This is a genomic window from Chroococcidiopsis cubana SAG 39.79 (genome assembly GCF_003991895.1).
Classification (GTDB): domain Bacteria; phylum Cyanobacteriota; class Cyanobacteriia; order Cyanobacteriales; family Chroococcidiopsidaceae; genus Chroococcidiopsis; species Chroococcidiopsis thermalis.
In genome coordinates, this window is the sequence record NZ_RSCK01000005.1 from 154,673 (window position 1) to 177,243 (window position 22,571).

20 protein-coding genes are annotated in these 22,571 nt (G+C 45.9%); 9 read left to right on the forward strand and 11 right to left on the reverse strand.

Features of this window, described 5'->3' with window-relative positions:
- On the forward strand, positions 1-2,397 hold a 2,397-nt coding region (locus tag DSM107010_RS39405), incomplete at its 5' end, for a non-ribosomal peptide synthetase (RefSeq protein ID WP_199755411.1).
- Between the two features lie 121 nt (positions 2,398-2,518).
- On the opposite strand, the gene DSM107010_RS05360 is transcribed toward DSM107010_RS39405, so the two are convergent.
- Positions 2,519-3,574, reverse strand: coding sequence for a hypothetical protein (locus DSM107010_RS05360; RefSeq protein ID WP_106167429.1), 1,056 nt, complete (start codon positions 3,572-3,574; stop codon positions 2,519-2,521).
- Between the two features lie 672 nt (positions 3,575-4,246).
- On the opposite strand from DSM107010_RS05360, the gene DSM107010_RS05365 reads away from it, so the two are divergent.
- The 7 genes from DSM107010_RS05365 (at position 4,247) to DSM107010_RS05390 (ending at position 12,425) form a co-directional block, all read left to right on the forward strand.
- Positions 4,247-4,903: a Crp/Fnr family transcriptional regulator gene (locus DSM107010_RS05365; RefSeq protein ID WP_015154597.1), complete on the forward strand. Its 657-nt coding sequence runs from the start codon at positions 4,247-4,249 to the stop codon at positions 4,901-4,903.
- A 66-nt stretch (positions 4,904-4,969) separates the two neighbouring features.
- Positions 4,970-5,137, forward strand: coding sequence for a hypothetical protein (locus tag DSM107010_RS38170; protein WP_158266024.1), 168 nt, complete (start codon positions 4,970-4,972; stop codon positions 5,135-5,137).
- A 21-nt stretch (positions 5,138-5,158) separates the two neighbouring features.
- Positions 5,159-5,920, forward strand: a complete 762-nt coding sequence (locus DSM107010_RS05370; RefSeq protein WP_127022520.1) for a sigma-70 family RNA polymerase sigma factor — start codon at positions 5,159-5,161, stop codon at positions 5,918-5,920.
- Between the two features lie 37 nt (positions 5,921-5,957).
- Entirely contained in the window at positions 5,958-7,403 is a 1,446-nt protein-coding gene (locus DSM107010_RS05375; protein ID WP_106218776.1) for a glycoside hydrolase family 140 protein, read from the forward strand.
- Positions 7,404-7,683: 280 nt separating this feature from the next.
- Positions 7,684-8,682: a helix-turn-helix domain-containing protein gene (locus DSM107010_RS05380; protein ID WP_106167878.1), complete on the forward strand. Its 999-nt coding sequence runs from the start codon at positions 7,684-7,686 to the stop codon at positions 8,680-8,682.
- 133 nt (positions 8,683-8,815) lie between these two features.
- Positions 8,816-11,458 carry a TonB-dependent receptor gene (locus DSM107010_RS05385; protein ID WP_106167877.1) on the forward strand — a complete coding sequence of 881 codons (2,643 nt, stop codon included), beginning with the start codon at positions 8,816-8,818 and terminating at the stop codon, positions 11,456-11,458.
- 13 nt (positions 11,459-11,471) lie between these two features.
- A complete protein-coding gene (locus tag DSM107010_RS05390) occupies positions 11,472-12,425 on the forward strand; it encodes an ABC transporter substrate-binding protein (protein ID WP_106167876.1) in 954 nt (317 codons plus the stop codon).
- A gap of 125 nt (positions 12,426-12,550) precedes the next feature.
- Here DSM107010_RS05390 and DSM107010_RS05395 read toward each other — a convergent pair whose 3' ends face one another.
- From DSM107010_RS05395 to DSM107010_RS05435, 10 genes are all read right to left on the reverse strand, one after another.
- Positions 12,551-13,345, reverse strand: a complete 795-nt coding sequence (locus DSM107010_RS05395; RefSeq protein ID WP_106167875.1) for a DUF2887 domain-containing protein — start codon at positions 13,343-13,345, stop codon at positions 12,551-12,553.
- 106 nt (positions 13,346-13,451) lie between these two features.
- A complete protein-coding gene (locus tag DSM107010_RS05400) occupies positions 13,452-13,793 on the reverse strand; it encodes a hypothetical protein (protein ID WP_106167874.1) in 342 nt (113 codons plus the stop codon).
- 54 nt (positions 13,794-13,847) lie between these two features.
- Positions 13,848-14,087 (reverse strand): TonB-dependent receptor plug domain-containing protein, encoded by a 240-nt coding sequence (locus DSM107010_RS05405; RefSeq protein WP_158631738.1) that lies wholly within the window; start codon positions 14,085-14,087, stop codon positions 13,848-13,850.
- Between the two features lie 10 nt (positions 14,088-14,097).
- Positions 14,098-14,259, reverse strand: a complete 162-nt coding sequence (locus tag DSM107010_RS38175) for a hypothetical protein (RefSeq protein WP_015154590.1) — start codon at positions 14,257-14,259, stop codon at positions 14,098-14,100.
- A 145-nt stretch (positions 14,260-14,404) separates the two neighbouring features.
- A complete protein-coding gene (locus DSM107010_RS05410; RefSeq protein WP_127022523.1) occupies positions 14,405-15,241 on the reverse strand; it encodes an MFS transporter in 837 nt (278 codons plus the stop codon).
- A gap of 161 nt (positions 15,242-15,402) precedes the next feature.
- The gene (locus DSM107010_RS05415; protein WP_106167871.1) at positions 15,403-16,305 is read right to left on the reverse strand and encodes an ABC transporter substrate-binding protein; all 903 of its coding nucleotides are present in this window, start codon (positions 16,303-16,305) and stop codon (positions 15,403-15,405) included.
- A gap of 88 nt (positions 16,306-16,393) precedes the next feature.
- The gene (locus tag DSM107010_RS05420) at positions 16,394-17,371 is read right to left on the reverse strand and encodes a sucrase ferredoxin (protein ID WP_106167870.1); all 978 of its coding nucleotides are present in this window, start codon (positions 17,369-17,371) and stop codon (positions 16,394-16,396) included.
- A gap of 12 nt (positions 17,372-17,383) precedes the next feature.
- The gene (locus DSM107010_RS05425; RefSeq protein WP_127022526.1) at positions 17,384-20,005 is read right to left on the reverse strand and encodes a TonB-dependent receptor domain-containing protein; all 2,622 of its coding nucleotides are present in this window, start codon (positions 20,003-20,005) and stop codon (positions 17,384-17,386) included.
- 149 nt (positions 20,006-20,154) lie between these two features.
- Entirely contained in the window at positions 20,155-21,120 is a 966-nt protein-coding gene (locus DSM107010_RS05430; protein ID WP_106167059.1) for a helix-turn-helix transcriptional regulator, read from the reverse strand.
- A gap of 117 nt (positions 21,121-21,237) precedes the next feature.
- Positions 21,238-21,420 (reverse strand): hypothetical protein, encoded by a 183-nt coding sequence (locus DSM107010_RS05435; RefSeq protein ID WP_127022530.1) that lies wholly within the window; start codon positions 21,418-21,420, stop codon positions 21,238-21,240.
- A 107-nt stretch (positions 21,421-21,527) separates the two neighbouring features.
- On the opposite strand from DSM107010_RS05435, the gene DSM107010_RS05440 reads away from it, so the two are divergent.
- On the forward strand, positions 21,528-22,529 hold the full coding sequence (locus DSM107010_RS05440) for a helix-turn-helix transcriptional regulator (protein WP_106167062.1): 1,002 nt from the start codon (positions 21,528-21,530) through the stop codon (positions 22,527-22,529).
- Positions 22,530-22,571: the final 42 nt, after the last annotated feature.

A 22,571-nucleotide genomic window follows, 5' to 3' on the forward strand; every position in this document is an offset into this window, starting at 1 on the left:
CTTTTGAAGGGGGGTTGGGGGGATCTTCAACCACTCTACCTCGATCGCGATTGGGAAATCGTTGCTCAACAAAGCGGGGAAAACATAAACAGTGGTGTAACTGCCGCAAATCTTGCCTATATAATTTACACTTCCGGCTCGACCGGACAACCCAAAGGGGTTTTAGTCGAACATGGCGGACTGTGCAATCTAGCCCAAGCGCAAATTCACACCTTCGATCTCAAACCAGAGCATCGAATTCTCCAATTTGCTTCCCTTAGCTTTGATGCTTCTATCTTCGAGATTGTCATGGCATGGGTAATAGGAGCAACCCTATATCTAGTGCCAAAAGCAGCACGTCTAGGATCGGAGTTGATTTCGTATCTACGGCATCACGCCATCACTCATGCTACCCTTCCGCCTGCCGTACTGAAGACTTTATCACCCACTCAATTGCCAGCTTTGCAAACTCTAATTTCTGCTGGAGAAACTTGTTCGCCGGAAATTGCAGCCCGTTGGACAAGCGATCGCCATTTCTTCAATGCTTACGGGCTGACGGAAACAACTGTTTGGTCTACGATCGCTGAAGTAAGCGATCGTAAAGATACAACTATTGGTCGGGCGATCGCTAACACTCAAATCTACATCCTCGATGCCCACCTCCAACCCCAACCCATCGGTATTCCAGGTGAAATATACATTGGCGGAGTCGGTTTAGCAAGAGGCTACCTCAACCGTCCTGAATTGACTGCTCAACGGTTTATTTGTCAAGGGAGCAAGGGAAGAGAGCTAGGGGAGCTGGGGAGGCGGGGGGAGCTGAGGGAGAAAGAACCCAATTACCCATTACCCATTACCAACCGCCTTTACAAAACTGGAGATCTTGCCCGCTACCTAATCGATGGTAATCTTGAATATCTCGGACGCATCGATCGCCAAGTGAAAATTCGCGGCTACCGCATTGAATTGGGAGAAATTGAAAGCCTGCTATTACAACACTCAGCAGTAGAAGAAGCTGTAGTTTTGGCACAGGAAGATCGATCGAGCAATTATTGTTTAGTTGCTTATATTGTTCCTGATGTAGAGACTAATTTATCAAATTTAAAATTAAAAATCCAAAATCCAAAATCAAATGACTTGCGCTGCTTTCTCAAGCAAAAATTACCAGACTACTCGATCCCTTCAGCTTTTGTAGTGCTGCCATCCCTACCACTAACTCCTAATGGTAAAGTGGATCGAAATACCTTAATGAAGTCTAATATCAGTAGTCCAGAGCGTCCTTTTGTTACTCCTAAAACTGCCATTGAAGCAACCTTAACAACACTTTGGGCAAATATCCTGAAGCTTGAGCAAGTGGGTATTGAGGACAACTTTTTTGAATTAGGTGGAAATTCCCTGCTGGCAGTCCAGTTATTGGAGCAGGTAGAGCGGCAATTCGAGCAAAAATTACCATTGTCCGATCTCTTTGGTGCGCCAACTGTTGAGCAATTCGCGCCTCTGATTCAGAAATGGGGAAAGCCTAAACGTAATTCTAAGCGATCGCCCCTTGTACCACTCCAGCCTTTAGGTTTTAAGCTGCCATTCTTCTGTATTCACCCAATTTTCGGTGTTGTTCTGCCCTACTACGAGTTGGCGCGTCATTTAGGAACCGAACAGCCCTTTTACGGACTGCAACCTTTTGGGATGGACGGTTTGCACCCACCATTAACCAGCATTGAGGAGATGGCAGCGAGCTACATCGAAGCACTGCGTCAAATTCAGCCGCACGGTCCTTATCAGCTAGGCGGTTGGTCTTTTGGCGGTTTAGTTGCCTATGAGATGGCGCAACAGTTACACCAAGCAGGAGAGCAAGTGAGTTTCTTGGCAATCCTAGATACGATCGCTCCTATTTCTAGCAATCGAGTTTCCTGGGGCGATGGTTTGAAATTTCTCCTGACAACCGTACCTGGTTCTATTTATCCTTTTGTTCGGGATTACTGGTCGCTGCTTCGCGATCGCCTGGCGCGTTCTAGAAACGATAATAGCGATCGCCTACGCACTTCAAATCCAATTTCTACAATGAAAAAAATTTTGACTCCTCACGCATGGCTATCTTCCCTAGAACGAACAACTATTAGCCATCTCCTTCCACGATCGGCTGTTTTAAGAATGCTGGACGAGTTAACCATTCATCGACTGATGAAGATTTTTTCTGCCAATAGCCGAGCTACCTTGAAGTATACACCTCGACCTTACCCTCTAGCGATCGCCCTATTTAGAACTACCGAATTGCAAAAAAAATCTCACGACCCAACTTTAGGTTGGAGTCAATTGTCAAGATCTGGCGTGCAAGTTCACTACATTTCTGGTAACCACTTGACTATGCTGCAAAAGCCTCACGTCCGAGTGCTTGCCGAACACTTACGCAGATATCTGGCATAACGCCAAACGAGATCGACGAATAGCTTTGTCTATGCTGCTGAGTGATGTTGACTTTCCCCAGTCTATATCGAGCGTTTCGGTTGGGAGAAGCGCTCGATATAGACTGAGTCAGACGATCTCGCTAGAATCGCCCGTGTCCGATGTCCTTGAGCGCCGCCAGAGCAGCCCGATCCTTATCCATTTCCCAATCTCCATGAATGCTAAACATGCTGAAGAACAGAACGTTGTGGAGTTTCTGGCGCCGAGCGTAGGCAGCCATGTCCCGCAGCCATAGCGCCCGCGCCTCTCGCCCGTGCTGACCCTTCCACTCTCCATCGGAGCCGCCTGGGTTGAACCAGTTAGGGTCCGACCCACACTCGCTAATCGCCACCGGCTTGTTGACACCGAACTCCGCCATCCATTTGCGCAGTGTCGCGATCGCATCTTCCCTGAGCTGACCGCCGTACATGTGAGTGCCGATGAGATCGGCATATTTTCCAATACCTGCCTTGAGGAGAGCGCGGTTGTATTCGGTGTTCGGTCTGGTCGCGGGTGCAGACTCGACGAGTATTCCTGGGTCTACCCGCTTGATTGCCTCGTAGCAGGCTTTTTGCATACGGACGACGGTTGCGGGTGTCTCGGGACCTCGCTTGGCATCTCGACCGCGAATATCTGGTTCGTTATCCACTATGTAGTAGCGCACCGTATCCTTCCAATGGTGAGCCACTTGACCGCATTTCCAGGCATAGTTCTTCGTCCACTGGATGGGTTCGTATCCGGCGACATCGAGTTCCCACCTGAAAGCGATTACCATGTGAAGGGCTAACCCTTTAGCCAAGTGTTCTTGAATTACTACGTCGCGCCGAGAGAAATCGCACGGCTCCCCCTCCCGTTCGCACTTCATCTTGTCTGCTCCGGTGCGGACTGCGGTGAGCCCAAGGGCAGAGATGCGCCCTGACACCATCTGACTGAACTTCTGGGAGTCGTCGTACCCAGTGCCGTCGTTCACGCCGAAGATGACATTCCCGCCTCCTCGCTGCGGCACGTCGGTCTTCAAGTCGGCGCAGGCGAAAGAAAATGGCAGAATCGCACTGAGGATAAACGCACAGCAGAAGAATAAGAGCTTCGGATGTTTCTTTGGATGAACAGCGGCAACGAGGCGACCGATTGTGACGCGGTAAAGATCGGGTATGTGCATAATTTCTCATGCGGTAAAGTTCGCTCGGGCGGTTATGTATTTATTCCTGCCAGACATTACATGCTTATGTTCTTTTGGATCAAACCAAATCATCTTCATAAAACACCAGCGCCTTTTTTAGAATTAAGCTTCAATACTTCTGTCATATGACTTCTACCTGCTGAAGACTTTTTGCTTGACTTTTGAAGCAACTACAATAACTACTCTCAAATTTCCGCAAACAAGTTAGAGCAATTTTTTCGATTCTGCAAGCGAAACTTTTTCAGAAAAATAGCTACAGATTGAGCGCAACGGATTAGGTAGCAATTCCAAAAATTTGAGAGCCTTACCTGAGAGAAGCCTATATAATTTGTCAATCTAGTCAAGTCGAGAATAAAATTTTGTAAAGTAGGAACGTGCAATTTAATACTGAATCTTTTGTTACGCCTCTATCTAAAGAAAGAGTTTTTGATTCGGTATCTGAAGTAGCTTGCGTGACTTGAGCAAATATAACTATTCTTTGGATGAATTTCATAGCTACGCTCTCGGTTAGTTCCTTGATACTTTACCGATGTGAAGTGACGAGTTCCGCTCGGTCTGTTTGTCGCATCCGAGGCGGTGTACCAACAAGTCTAGCTGTAGCGGCTGCTAGTCACGAATGAGTTGACCAAAAAGCCCAACTGATGGAGTTTTATGCAACAGTCAAGTCCGCTCGTTGGCTTAATCACTCCACCGTTCCAACAGCAATGGAAGCGTCGCGCGCAGCTGCCAGAACACAGCGAAGTTTTATGGCGGATCGAATCAGGTGTCGTCTGTAGTATGACTTGGACTGCTGAAGGCGAGCTAGTTTGCTTGGGCTATTGGGGAGTGGGAGATGTGGTGGGACACCGATTGTCACGAGTGCGACCTTACGAAATCCACTGCCTCACAGATGTCGTTATCAGCTGCTGTTCCTACACTCAGCGATCGCATTTCACCGATGCCATCATTCACCAGCAGCAGCAAACCGAAGAACTCCTGAGCATTATTCATCTCAATCCCCTATCTCAGAAGTTATGGCAGCTCCTCATGTGGTTGAGTCAAAAATTCGGTTGCGACGTGGAAAACGGTCGCTTGCTCGATCTGCCGCTCACCCATCAGCAGTTGGCTCAGACGCTGGGGACGAATCGGGTCACGGTGACCACAATCCTTCAGCGGTTAGAAGCAGAGGGAAAAATACATCGGCAGCAACGGCGGCTCGTTGTCGCACGGCAGGAAAACCACGCTCGTCAGTCAAAAGACGTGCAATCTAGAGAGCGAGCAAACAGGGCGCGCCATCGGGCTAACATCATCACAAGCGATCGCTCCTGAACTTTTCCGTACCTGTGTGCAATTGACAAGCTTTTAGTATGAGTAGAGAATAAGCCAAAAGCAAAGATGCCGAAAGTCAGATTCAGAGCGCTTGTAACATTTGCTAGCAGCGCTCGACGTGCGAGAGCGATCGTGGCGATCGAGAATCTCTCAAGCGAGCCGCTGCAAAAGATGGAGCGCATGACCGAGAACTTTCTCGGCTCGACTCAAATTTCTGCGGTGGTCGCTCGATAACGTTCGCGATTGAGGTGTTTTATGGTGGTGACTCAAACTAACGTCTACTGTAATGAGATCGAGCTGTTGATTTCTTACTATCAAAAGCCTTCGCTCTGGTTACGCAATCGACTGGTGAGAAGGCACGCTGGGTTAGTACGCCAGATGGCGCGTCAACTGTACCATCGCTCTCCCGAACCTTATGAAGATTTAGAGCAGATTGGATACTTCGGTTTGATTCGCGCGATCGAGCGCTTTAATCCCGCTCGAGGATATGCTTTTAGTTCTTTTGCAATTCCTTATATTCGCGGTGAAATTTTACATTTTATCCGCGATCGCGCCGGAGTGGTAAAAATCCCCCGCCGCTGGCAAGAGCTTCACGCTCGCGGGCAAAAAGTTTACCAACAATTAACTTCTTCTCTCGGTCGTCTTCCGACAGATTTAGAGATTGCGCGCTCGCTGCACGTCTCGCTGTCAGAATGGAGAGAAAGCCAATTAGCCATTCAAAATTGCCGCGTCTTCAGTTTAGATAGTACGTTGGTTCGAGAGTCCGATGGTCAGATTCAACTAGCCGATACCATAGCAGAGCGACGTTCTTGCACTTTACAGCCAGAAGAAGAGCGGCAACAATTGCGCTTCGCTATGAACCAGTTGGAAGAAAATACTCGCAAGGCAGTTGAATTGGTCTTCCTCCAGCAATTTTCTCGCAAAAAAGCAGCTCAATACCTTGGTGTGAGTCCGATGACTGTCACTCGATATCTACAAAAAGGCAAACAACAGTTGTTTGAGCTGTTGCAACCCTAGAATTTTGGACTCGACTGAACCCAGGGGCTAGAAAACTATGAGACGTTTTTTGCTTTGGATGTTACCGCTCGCTGTCTGTTTCCTCTTATCGAGTTGCAATACTGTCATGGCAGGAGCGCGAACGAGTAAATTGAGCCAACTGCGTGTCAGTCACAACGGTCGGTTTTTGGTGAAAGAGGATGGTTCGCCTTTCTTTTGGCTGGGCGATACGTCGTGGGCAATTCTTCAGAAGGCAACGCGCGAGGATGCGCACAATCAACCTTCCGTGTTACGCTATCTCGAAGATCGCGCCGCCAAGAGATTCAACGTGATTCAGTGTCGTTTGGTTAGGAACGCCGAGAGTACAAATGCTTACGGTCAAGCGGCGTTTATCCGAGGCAACTTTGCCCGACCTCAAATTGCTAACGGTGCTAACAACGATTATTGGGACATGGCTGACTGGTTTGTTGCCCAGGCTGAAGCGCACGGACTTTATCTGGCTCTGCTGCCGATTTGGGCTAACAACGTGCCGAATCACGACCCAATAGTTCAGAACCCTGCGATTGCTTATCGCTACGGACATTTCCTTGGCAACCGTTGGCGGCATAAATCGCACTTGATTTGGGTGATGGGCGGAGATCCGGTGCGCGAGCGGGACGTTGACAATCCAGAACGACTGAGAATGACCCGCGCCATAGCCGAGGGAATTGCGGATGGTACGAACGGCGACGCGCGATTTGACGGGCAAGCAGATTACAGCACGACATTGATGACTTACCACCCTCGCGGTGGCGGTCGCTCGTCTTCGCGCCATCTGCACCAGGAAAAGTGGCTCGACTTTAACATGATTCAAACCACAACTTCTTTCGAGTTTCGTAACTACAAAACGATCGCCGCAGACTATGCAAAAGAACCGCCGAAGCCAACGCTGGATGCCGAAGTTGCATACGAAAACTCACTTTCTCTGAGCAGGAATGCGCCACCGGACAAGCGAATTCAGCCTTGGCACGTTCGCAAAGCGGCATACTGGGCTGTGTTTGCTGGTGGCTTCGGTCATACCTACGGTCATCGTAGCTTTATTGGTTGGGTTCGTGAAGGCGAACATCTGGGGAGAGGTGCGGACATCCCGTGGTTCAAATCCCTCGATGCGCCAGGTGCGGGTCAAATGACATATTTACGCAATCTGATGGAGTCGCAACCGTTTCTAACGCGGATTCCAGATCGCTCCTCGATCGCAAACGGGCAGAGAGAGCAACTCAATCGCATTCAGGCGACACGGAATGCTGATGGCAGCTATGTCATGCTCTATCTTCCAACTAGTAATGCTGTAACAATTCAAATGGATAAAATTTCAGGCGAGCGGGTGAAAGCACGCTGGTTTAACCCGCGTCAAGGGACTTGGCAGGCGATCGGCGAATTCGCTGCGGCTGGCACGAAACGCTTCGTTCCGCCATCCCACGAGCGCGATCGCGACTGGGTACTGGTACTAGAGCGGGCGGATTAGTTTTATCGCGTGCGTTCAATCAGCGATTCTTGTAGATGTAGTACAGGTTTTGACAGCGATTCTCAATTAATTAAAAGAAACTATACACGACCGCTGGCGATCGCGTCTGACGCGAAACGGATTTTTTCTATTGCAAAGGGATCTCTTAGTTTCAGCTTAATGTTTTGCTTGAGGGCGATCGCGTTTAGCAACGCCCTCAAGCAAATTGTATCGGGCGATCGCGTTCTAATTTATTGAAATTTATTATCATCAAATCTAACAGATCTCCCATTTGCTAGCTATGACAATTACCCTGACGATGTACGAGGATTGGGAACTATGGGCAGAAGCTAACCCCAACAGTCTACAAAAACCAAAACCAGAGCCATTTGAAATCGTCCGCGAAATGCCTAAGCAACTGGGTAAAGGCTATGCGCGACTTATTGAGGTGTATCCCCACTTTTGGCTAATGATTGTGGACTATAAATATCGCGATGATATATTAATCAAAATCCCTGAGTGGGATCACCCATTGCAATTCTTAGTTTACCTTTCAGGTAGAATCACAGACGAATACGGGGGGCAGTTAGGAGAAGGATATACGTGTATCTCTGGTAGTGGCGTTCAACGCCAAATGACTACGCAGTTACTCAAAACTCGATATGTGGGTATTGATTTCGATATGCCTCCTGAGTTGCTGGCAACTTTTTTCCCTGATGAAGCTGGGGAAATTCCCCACCAGTTGCGTCTATTGGCAAAGGGTAATGATTGGCAGACTTTGCTTTACCCCGAAACTACAACGGCTATTCAAGGAATAGCACAGCAAATTATCAACTGTCCTTACGAGGGAATGACAAAGCGAATGTATTTACAAGGGAAGGTGTTGGAACTAATGGCGTTGCAATTAGCTCCTATATTATCTGCTCAAAATGGAACACAACCATCGCCGCGACTAAAGGCAGATACTATTAGCCGGATTCATTACGCTAGAGAAATTTTGTCGGCACGTTTGGAAAATCCGCCGTCATTGTTGGAATTGGCGCAAATTGTTGGAGTGAGCGATCGCAATCTGCGGCGCGGATTTAAGGAAATGTTTGGCACAACGGTGTTTGGCTATCTCACCAATATACGTATGGAGCAAGCAGAACAACTTTTGCGATCTGGTAAGCTGAGTGTTGCAGAAGTTGCCAATTTGAGCGGTTATTCTCAGCAAGGACACTTTGCGGCTGCCTTTAAAAGAAAATTTGGCATTACACCCAGAGAATGTTTGTCAGGAAAGAGAAGTATTTTACCTTCGTAATGCCGTTTTGCGACTGTAATGCCGTTTTGGAATAGACTCTAACCCCAGTGCTTCTTTACACTATGCTTTATTGCAATTAACAACTATACGCAATAAGCCAAATTTTTATTGAAATTTCAATAACTGTGGTGTGATGAGCAAGATCGAAGGTTGGATAGTTCTGCCCAAACAGAATTCATGGCTAGTACTCGGCTTGATAGGATACATTTTCAGCTTTGCTGTCAGTCAGCCTGTTTTAGCTCAAGTTGAATCGGATAACCAAAAATTAACTACATATATTCCTCACTTAAATGAAGTTAGATTTCCAGCCACTAATATTGAAGGTTTGCTCTCGCAATCATCAACACCAACTAACCGCCCTTCCCAAGAAAAAGTTACACAAGTGACGGGAGTGCAGGCTAATCCCACTGATAAAGGTGTAGAGGTGATTTTACAAACCACCCAAGGCGAACAACTGCAAATCAGCGATCGCAGTCAAGGAAATAACTATATTGCTGATATTCCTAACGCCCAATTGCGCTTGTCAACTGGCGATGCCTTTACATTCAGTTCTCAACAACCTGTTGAGGGTATTACTGAAATAACAGTTATAAATCTGGACGCTAATACTATTCGGGTGACGGTGACGGGTGAGGCGGGTGTCCCAACTGTCGAATTGTTGGACAGTCCAAACGAGGGATTGATTTTTGGCATTACAACTACTGCAACTTCCGCACAACAGCCGCAACAACCAGAACAAGAACAGCCAAGTCAACCATCAGCAGCGGATGATGAGTCAATTGAGATAGTTGTGACGGGCGAACAAGATGGGTATCGCGTGCCAAATGCTAGTGTGGGAACCAGAACTGATACACCTTTGCGGGATATTCCTCAGTCGATTCAAGTCATCCCCCAAGAGGTTATCCAAGACCAGCAAGCTACTCGTCTAGTAGAAGTACTAAAGAATGCACCTGGTGTTGTGCTAGGTGGTCGCTCACCTCGCGATCCGCTCAATATTATCAATATTCGAGGGTTTAATGCATCTAGTGATATTCTAATCAATGGTTTGCCAGATCCCACAGCTTCAGAAATAGCATTTGGGTCTAACATTGAACGGGTTGAAGTTCTCAAAGGACCTGCTTCAGTTCTATTCGGTCAAGGTGGGCTTGGTGGTAGAATCAACTTGGTCACGAAGCAGCCATTGCCCGATCCTTTCTATTCCGTAAAGGCTTCTGCTGGCAGCTACAATCTTTATCGTGGTGCGATTGATTTATCCGGTCCATTGAATGAAAGCAAAACGGTACTGTATCGCCTAAATGCTTCGGCTCAAACCAGGGAAAGCTTTATTGATTTTTATGAGCACCGAGACTACTTAATTGCACCAAGTTTGGCATTTAAGCTCGGCGACAAAACCAAGCTGACATTAGCAACAGAGTATCTCCTGTCAGAGGGAACCTACGACTTTGGAATTCCTCCACGGGGCAGTGTTTTGCCTAACCCTAATGGTAGGATTCCTCGTAACCGTTTTGTGAGTGAGCCTGACTTTAATCAAGTTTCAAATGAGGTATTTCGTATCGGCTATGATTTGGAACATCGCTTTAGTGAAGACTGGCAAGCAAGAAGCGTTTTTCGGACTTCCTTATTTCGCCTAAGACGAGATACTGTATTTCCACTAGCATTGCAGAGTGATGGACGTACCCTAAATAGAGGACAAGAGGATGATACTGAATACAATGCAAATACCTACAATCTTGACAATTACATTGTTGGTAACTTTGCTACGGGTAGTATCAAACATCAACTAGTAGCAGGATTTAATCTCAGAAGAACTGATATTGATTATAAATCTAATCTCAGCTTAAATTATGCTCCCCTTGATATTTTTAACCCTGTGTATGGGCGTACTCCAATCAACCCGACTTTTACACCGCAGGCTAACAAAGATAGAGTGCAGCAATTCGGTATTTATCTCCAAGACCAAATTACCTTAGCCGAAAACTTGAAGCTACTTTTGGGTGGACGCTTTGATATTGCTAATCAAAAATATCAGGAACCATTTGAACAAATAGATGACTTTAAACAAACAGAGGCTTTTAGCCCCCGTTTTGGAATTGTTTACCAGCCTATTCAACCGATTTCGCTCTATGCTAGCTACAGCCGTTCATTCAACTATTCAACATCCAGTGGATTCGCTCCTGCGGAGACCGATCCAGAACGAGGTACACAGTATGAAATTGGTATCAAAGCCGATCTCACTGACCAATTGGCTGCAACACTAGCATTTTATGACTTAACTCGTTCCAATCTCCCAACACCCGATCCTAATAATCCGAACCGAAGTATTTTAGTTGGAGAACAGCGAAGTCGTGGGATTGAGTTTGATGTTTCCGGTGAAATCTTGCCAGGATGGAATATTATTGCAGGCTATGCTTTTACCGATGCAGAAATTACTGAAGACAATGACTTTCCAGTTGGTAATCAACTGAGTAATGTGCCGAAACACGCGCTCAACCTATGGACAACTTATGAAATTCAGTCCGGCAGCTTAGAAGGATTGGGCTTCGGTCTAGGAGTCTTTTACTATGGAGATCGTCAAGGTGAGTTGGGAAATACATTTACGTTACCAGGTTATACACGCACCGACGCTGCGATATTCTACGAACGAGATAACTTCCGAGCTTCGCTTAATATTCAGAATTTGTTCGATGTTGATTATTTTGTCTCTGCTCAAAACATAAATCGTGTTATCCCGGGCGATCCATTGACATTCGTAGGTACAATTTCTTGGGAATTTTGAATGATACATACCTATGAGAATTTCTTTGCGTCGCTTTATCTATCTATTGTTATTGGCAGTTTTGGCATTTACACTGACTTCGGCTTGTAGCAGAAACATTAATTATAGTATTACAAGCCCAAAACAACTGCGAGAAGATTGCCAAGTTGTACAACATGCAATGGGTAAAACGTGCATTCCTCGCCATCCTCAACAAGTAGTAACTTTGTGGATGGCTACTTTTCGTAGCACCTTAGCATTAGGTACTAAACCTATTGCAACTGCTTGGTATGCAGGCGACTCTTTTCCAGAACATCTTCAAGACAAAGCAGATGGAGTAGAAAATATTGGATTTCAGCCAAACTTAGAAAGAATTTTGTTACTAAAACCCGATCTAATTCTATCTACTACTCGGTTTAAAAATATTTATAAACAGCTATCTGATATTGCGCCTACTGTTGTATTGGATAATCCTAGTCCCCCTCCTCCTTGGCAAAAGCATTTAGAAGACGTTGCTAAAGTTTTGGATAAAGAACAGAAGAGTCAACAATTAATCGATCGCTATCGGCAACGAATTGAACAACTTAAACAAGCGTTGGGCGATCGCCGTCTCCAAATGCAAGTATCAGTTGCCACTGTAGATAGAACTTATGGAATATACACCTATGGAATAAAACATCCTACTGGCGCACTTTTAAATGACGTTGGATTACAACGCCCACCTGCACAAAGCGGAGATTTCTTCACAAAAGATCGGATTTCTCAGGAAAATTTGTCTGATATTGATGGTGATGTTTTATTCCTTTCCTATAGAGAAGAAGCAGGTAAAAAAGCAATAGAAAGGTTACAAAAAGATCCACTGTGGCAAAAGCTGAATGTGGTTCAACGAAATCGGGTTTATCTTGTCGATTCTGCCCACTGGTACGCTTTTGATATTTTGGCAATGAATGCAGTTATTGATGACTTATTCAAATACTTAGTCAACTAATTTTAAAATAAGATCAATATCTAAAACACTCTTTGAAGGTTGTGACAATTAAAACAACACTAAAAAAAGCGATCGCCAACTACTGACTTCTCGATCGCAAATATTGCTGTGCGATCGAAGAACAGTTAGCTCTCAAGTGCTTCTAACCAGGCTTGTAGATCGGTTATGCTGGTAAAATCAAGCAAAGCTTCACCAAGATTTTCTAACTGTTCCAAACAAAGAGATTCAATGCGCGATCGCGCCTCTTGCGGCAATTCTCCCACCCGTCGAGATAATTGACGCAAAACGAGAGATTTTTCGCCTTCCTCTCGTCCTTCTTCCTTAATTTCTCTGTAAACCCGTGTTTCTTTGAGTGTAATGCCTAACATTTCCTCTACCTCCCTTTGACTTTTACTATCAAACTTGTACACCATTATCGTCGTTAATAAATCTATTATGGCGCGATTTGCTAGCTGAGAAGTTTCCTGTTGACTTCTAGCTAGCAAATACCTTGCTTCCTCAGTGGTGCGGCTTTCCTCTAACGTAGTCAGAACCATCAATGCCACCCATACGGGTAAGGAGCGAATATCACCCAATTCATCCAAATATATCCGATTTACCTGTGGGCTGTTGAGCTGACTTAAGTAGGGGAGAAGATCGCTTTGTTCGAGACTGCGGGACGGATATATTATGACTATTTGTAAGTTACTAAACCTGTCACGATTGCGGTAGAAATATAAATAGGATTCCGCAAATACCCTTTCATAGAGCCTTTCATCCTTCTGGAATTGCACCTCACAAAAATACACCACACCAGGACTTTCCTCAACTGGTGGTAGAAATACGCCATCAATTTCAAATTTCGGTTCTTTAACAGCGACTGAATCAAACCTATATTTGTCTGCATTTGCTGGCGGATTTGTCAAGAGTTCAAATAACAAACTGGGTGATTAACGTTTCCCATGTAGAGACGTTACATGTAACGTCTCTACATGGGCAATCGATTTCACGATTTATCTAGGATTGCTATAGATTTTACAATCAATCCTAACGGTACTCGTTGGCTCGCACAAAATTACCGCAACTATTGAAAACAAACAATCCAAAAGTGGTAATGTCCCCAGCGCGTGTTGCTCCTTCAACTCTAAAATTGCGCTCTAAATTGAAGGCCATAAGTTGTAGGCGTGCCATATTGACCCGTTGTTGAGCCAGAAAGCCCAAAGGCAGCAGTAAGATACTCGCGATCGAAAATATTGTTGCCAAACAAATAAATGCCGTAATTCTCAAATTCGTATCCCAATCGCACGTTGATAACGATCGCTCGTCCAAGCGATCGTCTAGAAATATGTTACTGAAATATCCATCTGCCGATCCATAGCTGCCCGCCAACCGATAAAACAGCCGATCTTCAACGAGTGGTCCGCCGACACTTGCTCGTAAATTTCAATCGTTATAGGTTCCGTAACTTACCATTCCATTCAACTCAAAAGACAGTCCTCGAATGCTGTAGTAACTGAAATAGCGATTTCCGGTGGCGTTGAAAACCGAAAAGTTAGGCGTACTTTGAGCGATGTCCTCCAAGGTGATGATATCTGCATCTTCAATTTCTTCTTTTGTCAAGACTCTGATGCTGATGGGGACATCCTGTACGTCTTCTTCGGTTCGTTGAGCCGTGACCACCACTTCGATCTCCTCATTCGCTGGAGAGCCTCATTTGCCGTATCCAGCCTTTGCCCATCTGGGGCGGTAATTCTAGAATTGTTTCAGATGAGTTTACCTGCAAAGATGCTTCAGTCCTCTGACTCCACTCGGCAAACAACTCGTCGATATTTTGGGCAGAAAAGCCGATCTGCATGGCAATAGACTCTCAGACATAGAGCTTGTACGAAGCACGAGCTAGCGCACGTTGAAATATCATAATCTTATTGCTATTAATTCTCAAGGTCAGTCTTGAGTGCCACCATGAGATCGGATTCATCATTCGCAGACATCGATCCAAGCTAATCCGATCCGCGATCGTCTAAGTCTTGCAGGCAGCGACAGGCGTATCCACCTAAACCCACTAGCAACAAACAGGTTGAAGTGGATACATACATAACTGCCATCCCCGCACCAGGATGAGTCCCAAACACGCCAGCGAGTAATTTCGCTAAATTGCCTCCTGGTTTCATTGCTGGTTCAAAAACATTGTCAGCTAGCGGTCCAGCAATTAAAGATGCTATCGCAGAAACGAGTTGAAACATCAGCGATCGCGCCGCAAACACTCTTCCTTGAACCTCAGGTGCTACCTTAGCTAGCAAAATGGCAGTCTGAGAACTTTCTAGCAAGGGGAAATTGAGTGACGAGCAAAATTGTGCTGGTAGCCAAATCTGGGGGGATTGACCTAAACCAAATATTGCTTTACTTACACCTGCTCCTACCATACCCAAAAGATAGCCGTGAATGCGTCGTCGCGGACCACCCCAAACACTCAACAGCACTGCTCCGGTGACACCCCCAATCCCAGCAACTAAGAAGATCGAACCTAATACTCGCGAATCATTTTCCGTACGAGCCAGAATCATCGGTGTAGCTACTGAACCGCCTAAGTCGTGAGCAAACCAAAACAAAGAAGCGGATACTACAAGTGCTAGCAACCCAGAACGTTTGATGATGTAGTGAAATCCAAAGGTGAGTTGCTGCCAGATACTAGCGTTCTTGTGGTGTTCTGTAGTATGAACTGGTAGTTGCGGGATCGGTACTAACAACACTGTGGCGATCGCCACGCTAAATGTCACAATGTCCATCAGCGCGATCCCAGCTAGACCAATGATGTAGAAACGAGTTGACCGAGCCAAATAGTAATAAAATTACGCATATAACTGGGGAGTGGGAAGTCGGGGGACAAGGGAGACAAGGGAGACAAGGGAGAGAGAGCTGAGGGAGCGATCGGGAGCTGAGGGAGCAAGTGAATAACTACCAACTACCAACTACCAACTACCAACTACCAATTACCAACTCACTTCAAAATTTCGCGCATTCGATTGACAAAAGTTTCAGCTGCAATTGGTCCCCGAATGCGAGTTAGTTGAAAATCAGTAAAGTAGACTTTTCCACCCCTGTCAGCACTGAGCGATCGCAAAATCGGATTTTCACTCCACTGTTGCTGGGCGTTTGCTATGGTGTTATTACCAGAAGGAAGGACGAGAATCACATCCGTTTCAATTTGCGGTAGAACTTCGAGCGAAAGACTAAATCTCTCTTGTTCTCTCGATCCAACAGTAATAATCTCAAACCCAAGTTCTTGAAGTATGCCACAAACAAATTCTTCAGGATCGAGTACAAAAGAATCGGCAATTAATCTACCAAACCCCAGCACCAAGATCCGGCGCTGTTGTGCTGCGATGGGTGCTAGTGCAGCTTTAGTTTGGGTAATTTGTTGTTTGTATTCGGCAATGACTTGTTTTGCTCGTTCTTCGCGTCCCAGTGCGCGTGCGATCGCTGAAATATGCTGTTGCCAATCATCTTTTTCTTGAATTCTAAATAGTAAAGTTGGGGCAATTTTGGCAAGTAAATGGTAATTATTTTTGTTATATTCTGGTTCGCCCAAAATCAGATCTGGTTTTAGCCACAGCAACAATTCTTGTGAGGGGCGATCGCGACTGCCCAAGTTAATCGGTTTGGTCGTTATATACTTGCCTAAAAAGGGAATTTGTGCTTCTGGTTTGTCAAATTTGCGCCTTGTAAACAAATCTACTTCAGCATAAGCTAGCGGTTGTACCCCAAGTGCTAACATGATATCTAACAACGGCGGACTGAGTGCAACCACTTGTTGGGGTTGACCGCAAACTTGGGTTTTACCGCTAATATGTTGAATGACTTGGCATGAGGATGTCGAGGCTTGAGCGCTGGTAAAAGCCATCTGCTGAGTAGTCCTGCCATAACAAGCTGCAATCGTCAGAAAGGTTAAGATAACAAGCAGGCAAAACTTGAATGAATGGTAGAACCGTTCAATCACGATCGCATTCCAATTGAGTCAAATTTTTGACATAGAATTTGGGCAATTTTTCGACTTCTGTACCATTACAGTCTCCAATTAGATATAAAGCTTTGCTCCGATCTTCAACTACATCTGCTCTATAACGAGCGATCGCGCCATCCGGTGTTGCAAAAATTAATTCAACACAGTTGAAACTGGCATCTTCATTTTGCTCGACAATTCGACTAGCAACTTTGTATTTAAACCAATCCCAACTATATCGCAGCATCAGCTCTTGTTCTACGAGTTGCGCTGGAATTGGGTAATCGGAACCAGATAAAATACCCCAACCCCGATAAACCGATTTTAAGTCTTGGATATCGCCGTTATAAGTCAAAATTGAGGTAAAAGATTTAGCATCCAGCCTGCCATAACAACGACCTGAAGGAAAATCTAATGCTGTAGGTGCAAAGCGATGTCCGCCAAAATGACTCGATTGCCAAATGCGAACGTTCTCTAAACCGAGATTAGTCACAGTAGCTATGGCTTGCCGATAAAAAGGAATACCATACTTAGCACAACATTTGTCGTGGCTGCCGTGGGTACAAATTAAGATGTCTCTAGTTAGCGGTGGCGGATCTTCTGTCTGAATCGGGTTAGCCAAATAATTTTGTAAAACCAAAGCAATATCGTTGATGCAATTAACTTCAGTTTCCTGCTTGCTGTATCCATCACAAAGACCCGATTTCTGACGAAATATCAGCAATTTGGTAGAATTTTTCTTGGTCAGAATGTGACTGTAAATCAACAGTACCATCGCCGCAGGCTCAGCTCGATAAATCTCCTCCACTAAAACTTTTAAATTAGCGGATATAGATTGGGAAGCAAACTCATCTCCTGTCCACGGCGGCGGACATTCTATTAATATGTAAAGTTGACAGGGAGCCGCCCAACCGATGGGGTTTTCTTCAGCTTGACGCGATGCTTCAGCACAAAAGAATTTGTTCATATGTCATAGAGATTACCACTCAATTGAGTAGCCAAGGCGAACCGTTCTACCTCTAGCGGCAATATTACTGATCTCGTCGATTCCGCCAAAACCGCCAAAATACTGATTCACAACTGGTATATATTGTTCGTTCAGCAAGTTCTCAACACTGAGGGCGAGCCTGCCACCAAGTAAGGGAATGCTGCTAATGTAGTCTAACGTGGTGTAGCTCTCGATGGGTAAGGGATCGGAGCCGTCTTCAAACCCAGCGTCGCGATCGCCAACAAAAAGCAACTGCAAGCGATTCAGCCAGCCACCGTCAGTTTTGTGTTCCACATAAGCAGTTAGCTTCGGTGGAAAGGCAACATTACTACTTGCATTCAAGTATTCGCCATCTTCATCTTCAAATTCGCCTTTAATCAAACTGGCTGTTCCGCCTAATCCCCAACCGCCGCCTACTTGCCAGTCAAGCGTAGCTTCTAAGCCATAGAACCGCTGTGGTTGTCGGACAATCTCAAAACCAACTGGGCTATCTACAAAATCTATACCCAATTCTGAGGTACTGTAAAAACCAGCTAGGGACGCTTGGATATTAGACCAGTTACCGCGCACACCCAGCTCGAAACTATCTACTTTTTGGGGACTGGTAACTTCGAGATCGTTTTCTACCGAAGTCAAAGCATCGGGAGGAGTACGTAAGATGTTGCCGAAATCTGGCGCAGAGAAGCCTTGAGCAAAGCTAGCCAATAGGCTAATTTCATCTGTAATGTTGTGAATCGCCCCAAGATTAAACAAAACATCGTCAAAGTTGATGTTACCACCTTCGATCGCCCGATCTGGGATCTGCCCGAAACCGATCGCCGTATAGTCGTCAACATCTAAGCCAAAACGCTCGTATCGCGCTCCGCCATTTACAGAAGTGCGATCGCTGACTTCCCATTGCAACTGAGCAAATAAACCGAGACTATTAAAGTTGTATGGAGGAGTATAAGTGACATCGCGCGTTTTTTGAAAAATTCGCCTACCGCTGGCATCGAATACTTCTGGATCGAAAACTTCAATCGTCTGGGAAATATCCTCATCAAAATAGTCAGCTCCCCAGAGCAAACTCAAAGCTGGCGATAAAGGAGTTTCAGCCTGAAGTCTGCCGCCAAACGCTTCTTTGTCCACATTGGTTTGGTAAACTCCTGGGTCTACAAAACCAAACGGTCGTAGATCGTCGGGTGTAGTTACTATGGGGCTGTTACGAAAGTACGCCTGCGCTTGTACCCGACTACCAAATAAATTTTCGTGGCTGTAGTTGAGATTAACTATTGTATTGCGGTTGCCAGGTCTTTTACTACCAATGAGTTCTGGATTATCGAGTTGCAGCGCCCGTGCTTTTTGAATTCCTGGAAGATCCGCCACAATTGGATCGGAAATAAATCCAAAGTCTTCGTTTGCATCAAAATGTTCAAATGTCAATTGCAGGCGTTGCTCGTCGGTGAGGTCTACCCCTACCTTAGCCAGCAAGTTTAAAGTTTCAGTATCGGCAGTTGGTGCGAATTGGGGAATGCGATCGCCTTGGGCATCAAAGAAACCGCCTGTCTGCTTGCGCGAGAGAACCGCCAAAAAGTCAGTATTTCCCTGCCGTCCTGATAGCGAATATTCCAAATAGTTACCAAAACTATCTGCTGAATTTGTTGTTGAGAAATCAACTCCGACTTCTGCCCTCGAAACGATCCCTTCTTCATCTGGTGGTCGTCTGGTAATAATATTGATGACACCCCCCGTTCCACCATCACCGTAAATCGCGCTGGGACCTCGAACCACTTCCACGCGATCGACAGACGCGGGATCGATGCTTCTCAAGTCTCTAGGTTGGGCAATAAAATTCGATCTGACAGGAACACCATCAATTAAAACTTGAGGTGTCCGCCCCCGCAAAGTTTGATTGCTATTGATGCTACTTTGAGTTGAAGGAGCCAAACCAGGCACTAAGTTAGTAAGAATATCTTGTAAGTTACGCGACGGCGAGACGTTAGCCTGTTGCTGAATTTGTTCGCGCTCTATAACCGTCACCGATCGCGGCACGTCTTCTAAAGCTTGTGCTACACGGCTTGCCGTGACTACAATATCTACCTCTTCTGCTGCTTCTGGAGTTTCAGGAGTCACGCTTAAAACTAAACCACTGGCACTTTGAACGATCTGTGCTGTTGGTGCTGCTGTTTCTCCCGTGACGGTGACTCGAATATTATTGGCATTCACCTGAGTCACGGTGACAGAAGTAATACCCTCGGTAGGGTTTTCAGCGCGAAAACTTTCTTCTGGTAAGGCTAGCTGAGTATTAGGAATGTCAGCAATTAAAGCATTGCCCTTGCTGAAAGTCTGGGCTGGTAGCGATCGCCCTGTTGGAGTTTCTAAAATGATTGATAAACCTTGGGCAGTGGGTTTTAGCCTCACACCTGTTACTTGTATGATTTCTGCGGCTTCTGTTGTCAGTGGCTGTTGTGTGAGCAAATCGGTGCTAATCGGTGACTGAAGTAATGTTTTTTCTTCTGCCCTAACTGGTTGAGCTACGACGATCGCGATCGCTGCCAGACATAAACTGCTAAGTAATTGCTCTTGTTTACGCATATCTCCCCACGTCCCAACTGCCCCTGCTTGGCGTACCACCGAGACAGTCAAGATGGTAGTAACAAGACTGGACAGATGTTTTGAGCGCTAATTAAAAATCTTCTCAATAAGCATACACGAACTTGCTAGCCCTCTTGACAGAAAAATGGCTCGCAGACGGATTTTTTCGATCCCTAAACGGATTATTGTCACTGCTTCGATAAGTAAGTCTTGGGATTAACGCCAAACCTGCGCTTAAAAGCTGTGGCAAAATGCCCTCGGTTAGCATAACCTACTGTCCGCATGACTTCGCCAACGCTCATCTGCCCCGTTTCTAATAATTGGCGCGATCGCTCCAGTCGATAAGTATGTAGATAACCAAATACAGTAGTACCAAAAACTTGTCGAAAGCCGAGCTTGAGCTTGTAGTCATTCAGCCCTACCTGTCGTGCTAACTCCATTAAAGACGGTGGGCGATCGCATTTGCAGATTAAAATTTCCCTGGCTTGGTAAATGCGATCGATATCGTTGCCTTTAAGAACCTGAGAGCGATCGCACTTTTGCGGTGTCGCTAATTGTTCTAATTGTAGTGCAATCAGTTCCAGACACTTACTTTCAAGATAGATTTGTCTGGTTAATCCCTGATAAGGGCAGTGCAAAATCTGTTCTAGAGGTAGTTGCATGGTAGTTGCAATCGTGCCAATTTCTTCGTAGGTTTCATGAGTGACACCCTCAATGAGTTGTTTCAATTGCGTAGGGAGTTGTTGGCGATCGCTGGTTATAAAACTTATCAACTGGCTGGGAGATTCGAGGTGAATATCGACTTTGACAATTTTTTCTCCTGCTAGAGCTTCCCATGTTCCGCCAGTCCCCCAACCCCAAGCAAGAAAGTTTTGCCCACCGCGCATACCATGACGCGCACCCGAAATTTGAAACCCAAATTCACATTCAGCAGTGCTAGAGGGCTGAAATTGGACGCTCAAATCGTCATGCAAGTTATAGTTGTGAATTTCTAGTAGTATACCCCGCAGCTGAATCACCCGTTTATACCCAATACCCAACTGATGCGGAAACTTCCAGATCGTGTCAGCAGGATCGGTGTGCGGAGAAATATTGCTACACAGCATCTCCTGCCACAGTTGTTGATAATCCTGGTCTGACAAGGCGATTGTCATAAATCTTAAGTTGAGTATCTCTATGTGACTGGAAGCACTTATGTAGCGAAAAGATACCAAGTCGATCGCCCCAAGCAACGCTCCCAGATAAAATAGTATCAGGCGATCGCGATGGAATTATTGAAATTTACTATCATTGCTTAAGTGTAGAGCATCGCTAGCTACGATCGTCATTCTGACAATGGAACAGGAGTCAGAAATTGCGATCGCTAGCACTCCTGTTTTTCCTTTGCCTTCTGAGTCTTTGGCTGCGACTGGTTGACTATGGAGGAGCGATCGCGTTTTATTTGTGTGTTGCATTCTTGTTTCAGATTGGTATGAGGCGTTTCGGGTTTCGGGGCGATCGTGGTACACTATTGCAAATTATTATCACTCAAGTTAATTTGCGATCTTGATGTAGCGCCAGCATGACCCTGATTTTCACCCAATCCGACTGGGATGGACTGCACGAGCAGGCTCCTGTTACTTGTCCTGACAATATAATTTTGGATGAGTTTGAGGAAATAACGGGAGTGCCAGACTACCTGGGACAGGGCTACGGTTGGGGAACAGAATTGTTGCCTGGCGTGTGGTTAAATTTCGAGGATATTGAATATCGCCAAGATTTAGGGGTGAAGGTATCCGCTCACAAGCATCCGATTCAGATGACAATTTTTCTGTCAGGTTTTCTAGACTGTAATATTCATCCCACATTCGACAGGACTTGCAGCTATTTGTCGGGAAGTGGGATTTCGCCTGCCTATCTGGAACAATATCGAGATCCACAGCATTTAACCTTTGTCAATATCGAGATTGAGCCAGACGTGATGGAATCATTTTTCCTCAACGATCGCCTGCGACAGTCCGATCCGGTTAAGCAGTTGTTCAAAGGGGAAGATTGGAAGGTGTCGTTTTATCCTCAAGTCACCCCAGCAATGCGATCGCTAGCTCTCCAAATGTGGAATGCGCCTTATCGGGGTGCGGCAAAACGGATGTATCTTCAAGGAAAGGTGTTTGAACTGTTGGCAATGCACCTTGACCTAATTGCGGAAGATGGGACGCGGAATCAATCTGCACCGAGATTGAAACCAGAGACGATCGCACGGTTGCACTATGCAAGGGAGATTTTGACGACACAATTTGCTCAGCCTCTTTCGTTGCCCCAGTTAGCACAGCAGGTCGGGTTAACCCATCGTTCTCTGCAACGTGGGTTCCAAACTTTATTTAGCATGACAGTGATGGACTATTTGCAGCAGCGACGACTGGAGCAGGCAAAACAGTTATTGCGCCAGGGCGATCGCACGGTGGCTGAGGTGGCGATGCGAGTTGGTTACGGGCATTTGGGGAATTTTGCCAGCGCGTTTAAGCGGCGGTTCGGGATTACACCGAGCCAATGTCTGGCGGGAAAACGGGCGATTAAAGCAGACTGAGGATCGCGATCGCGCTTCGATTGTCGTTTTTTCGATCGCCGC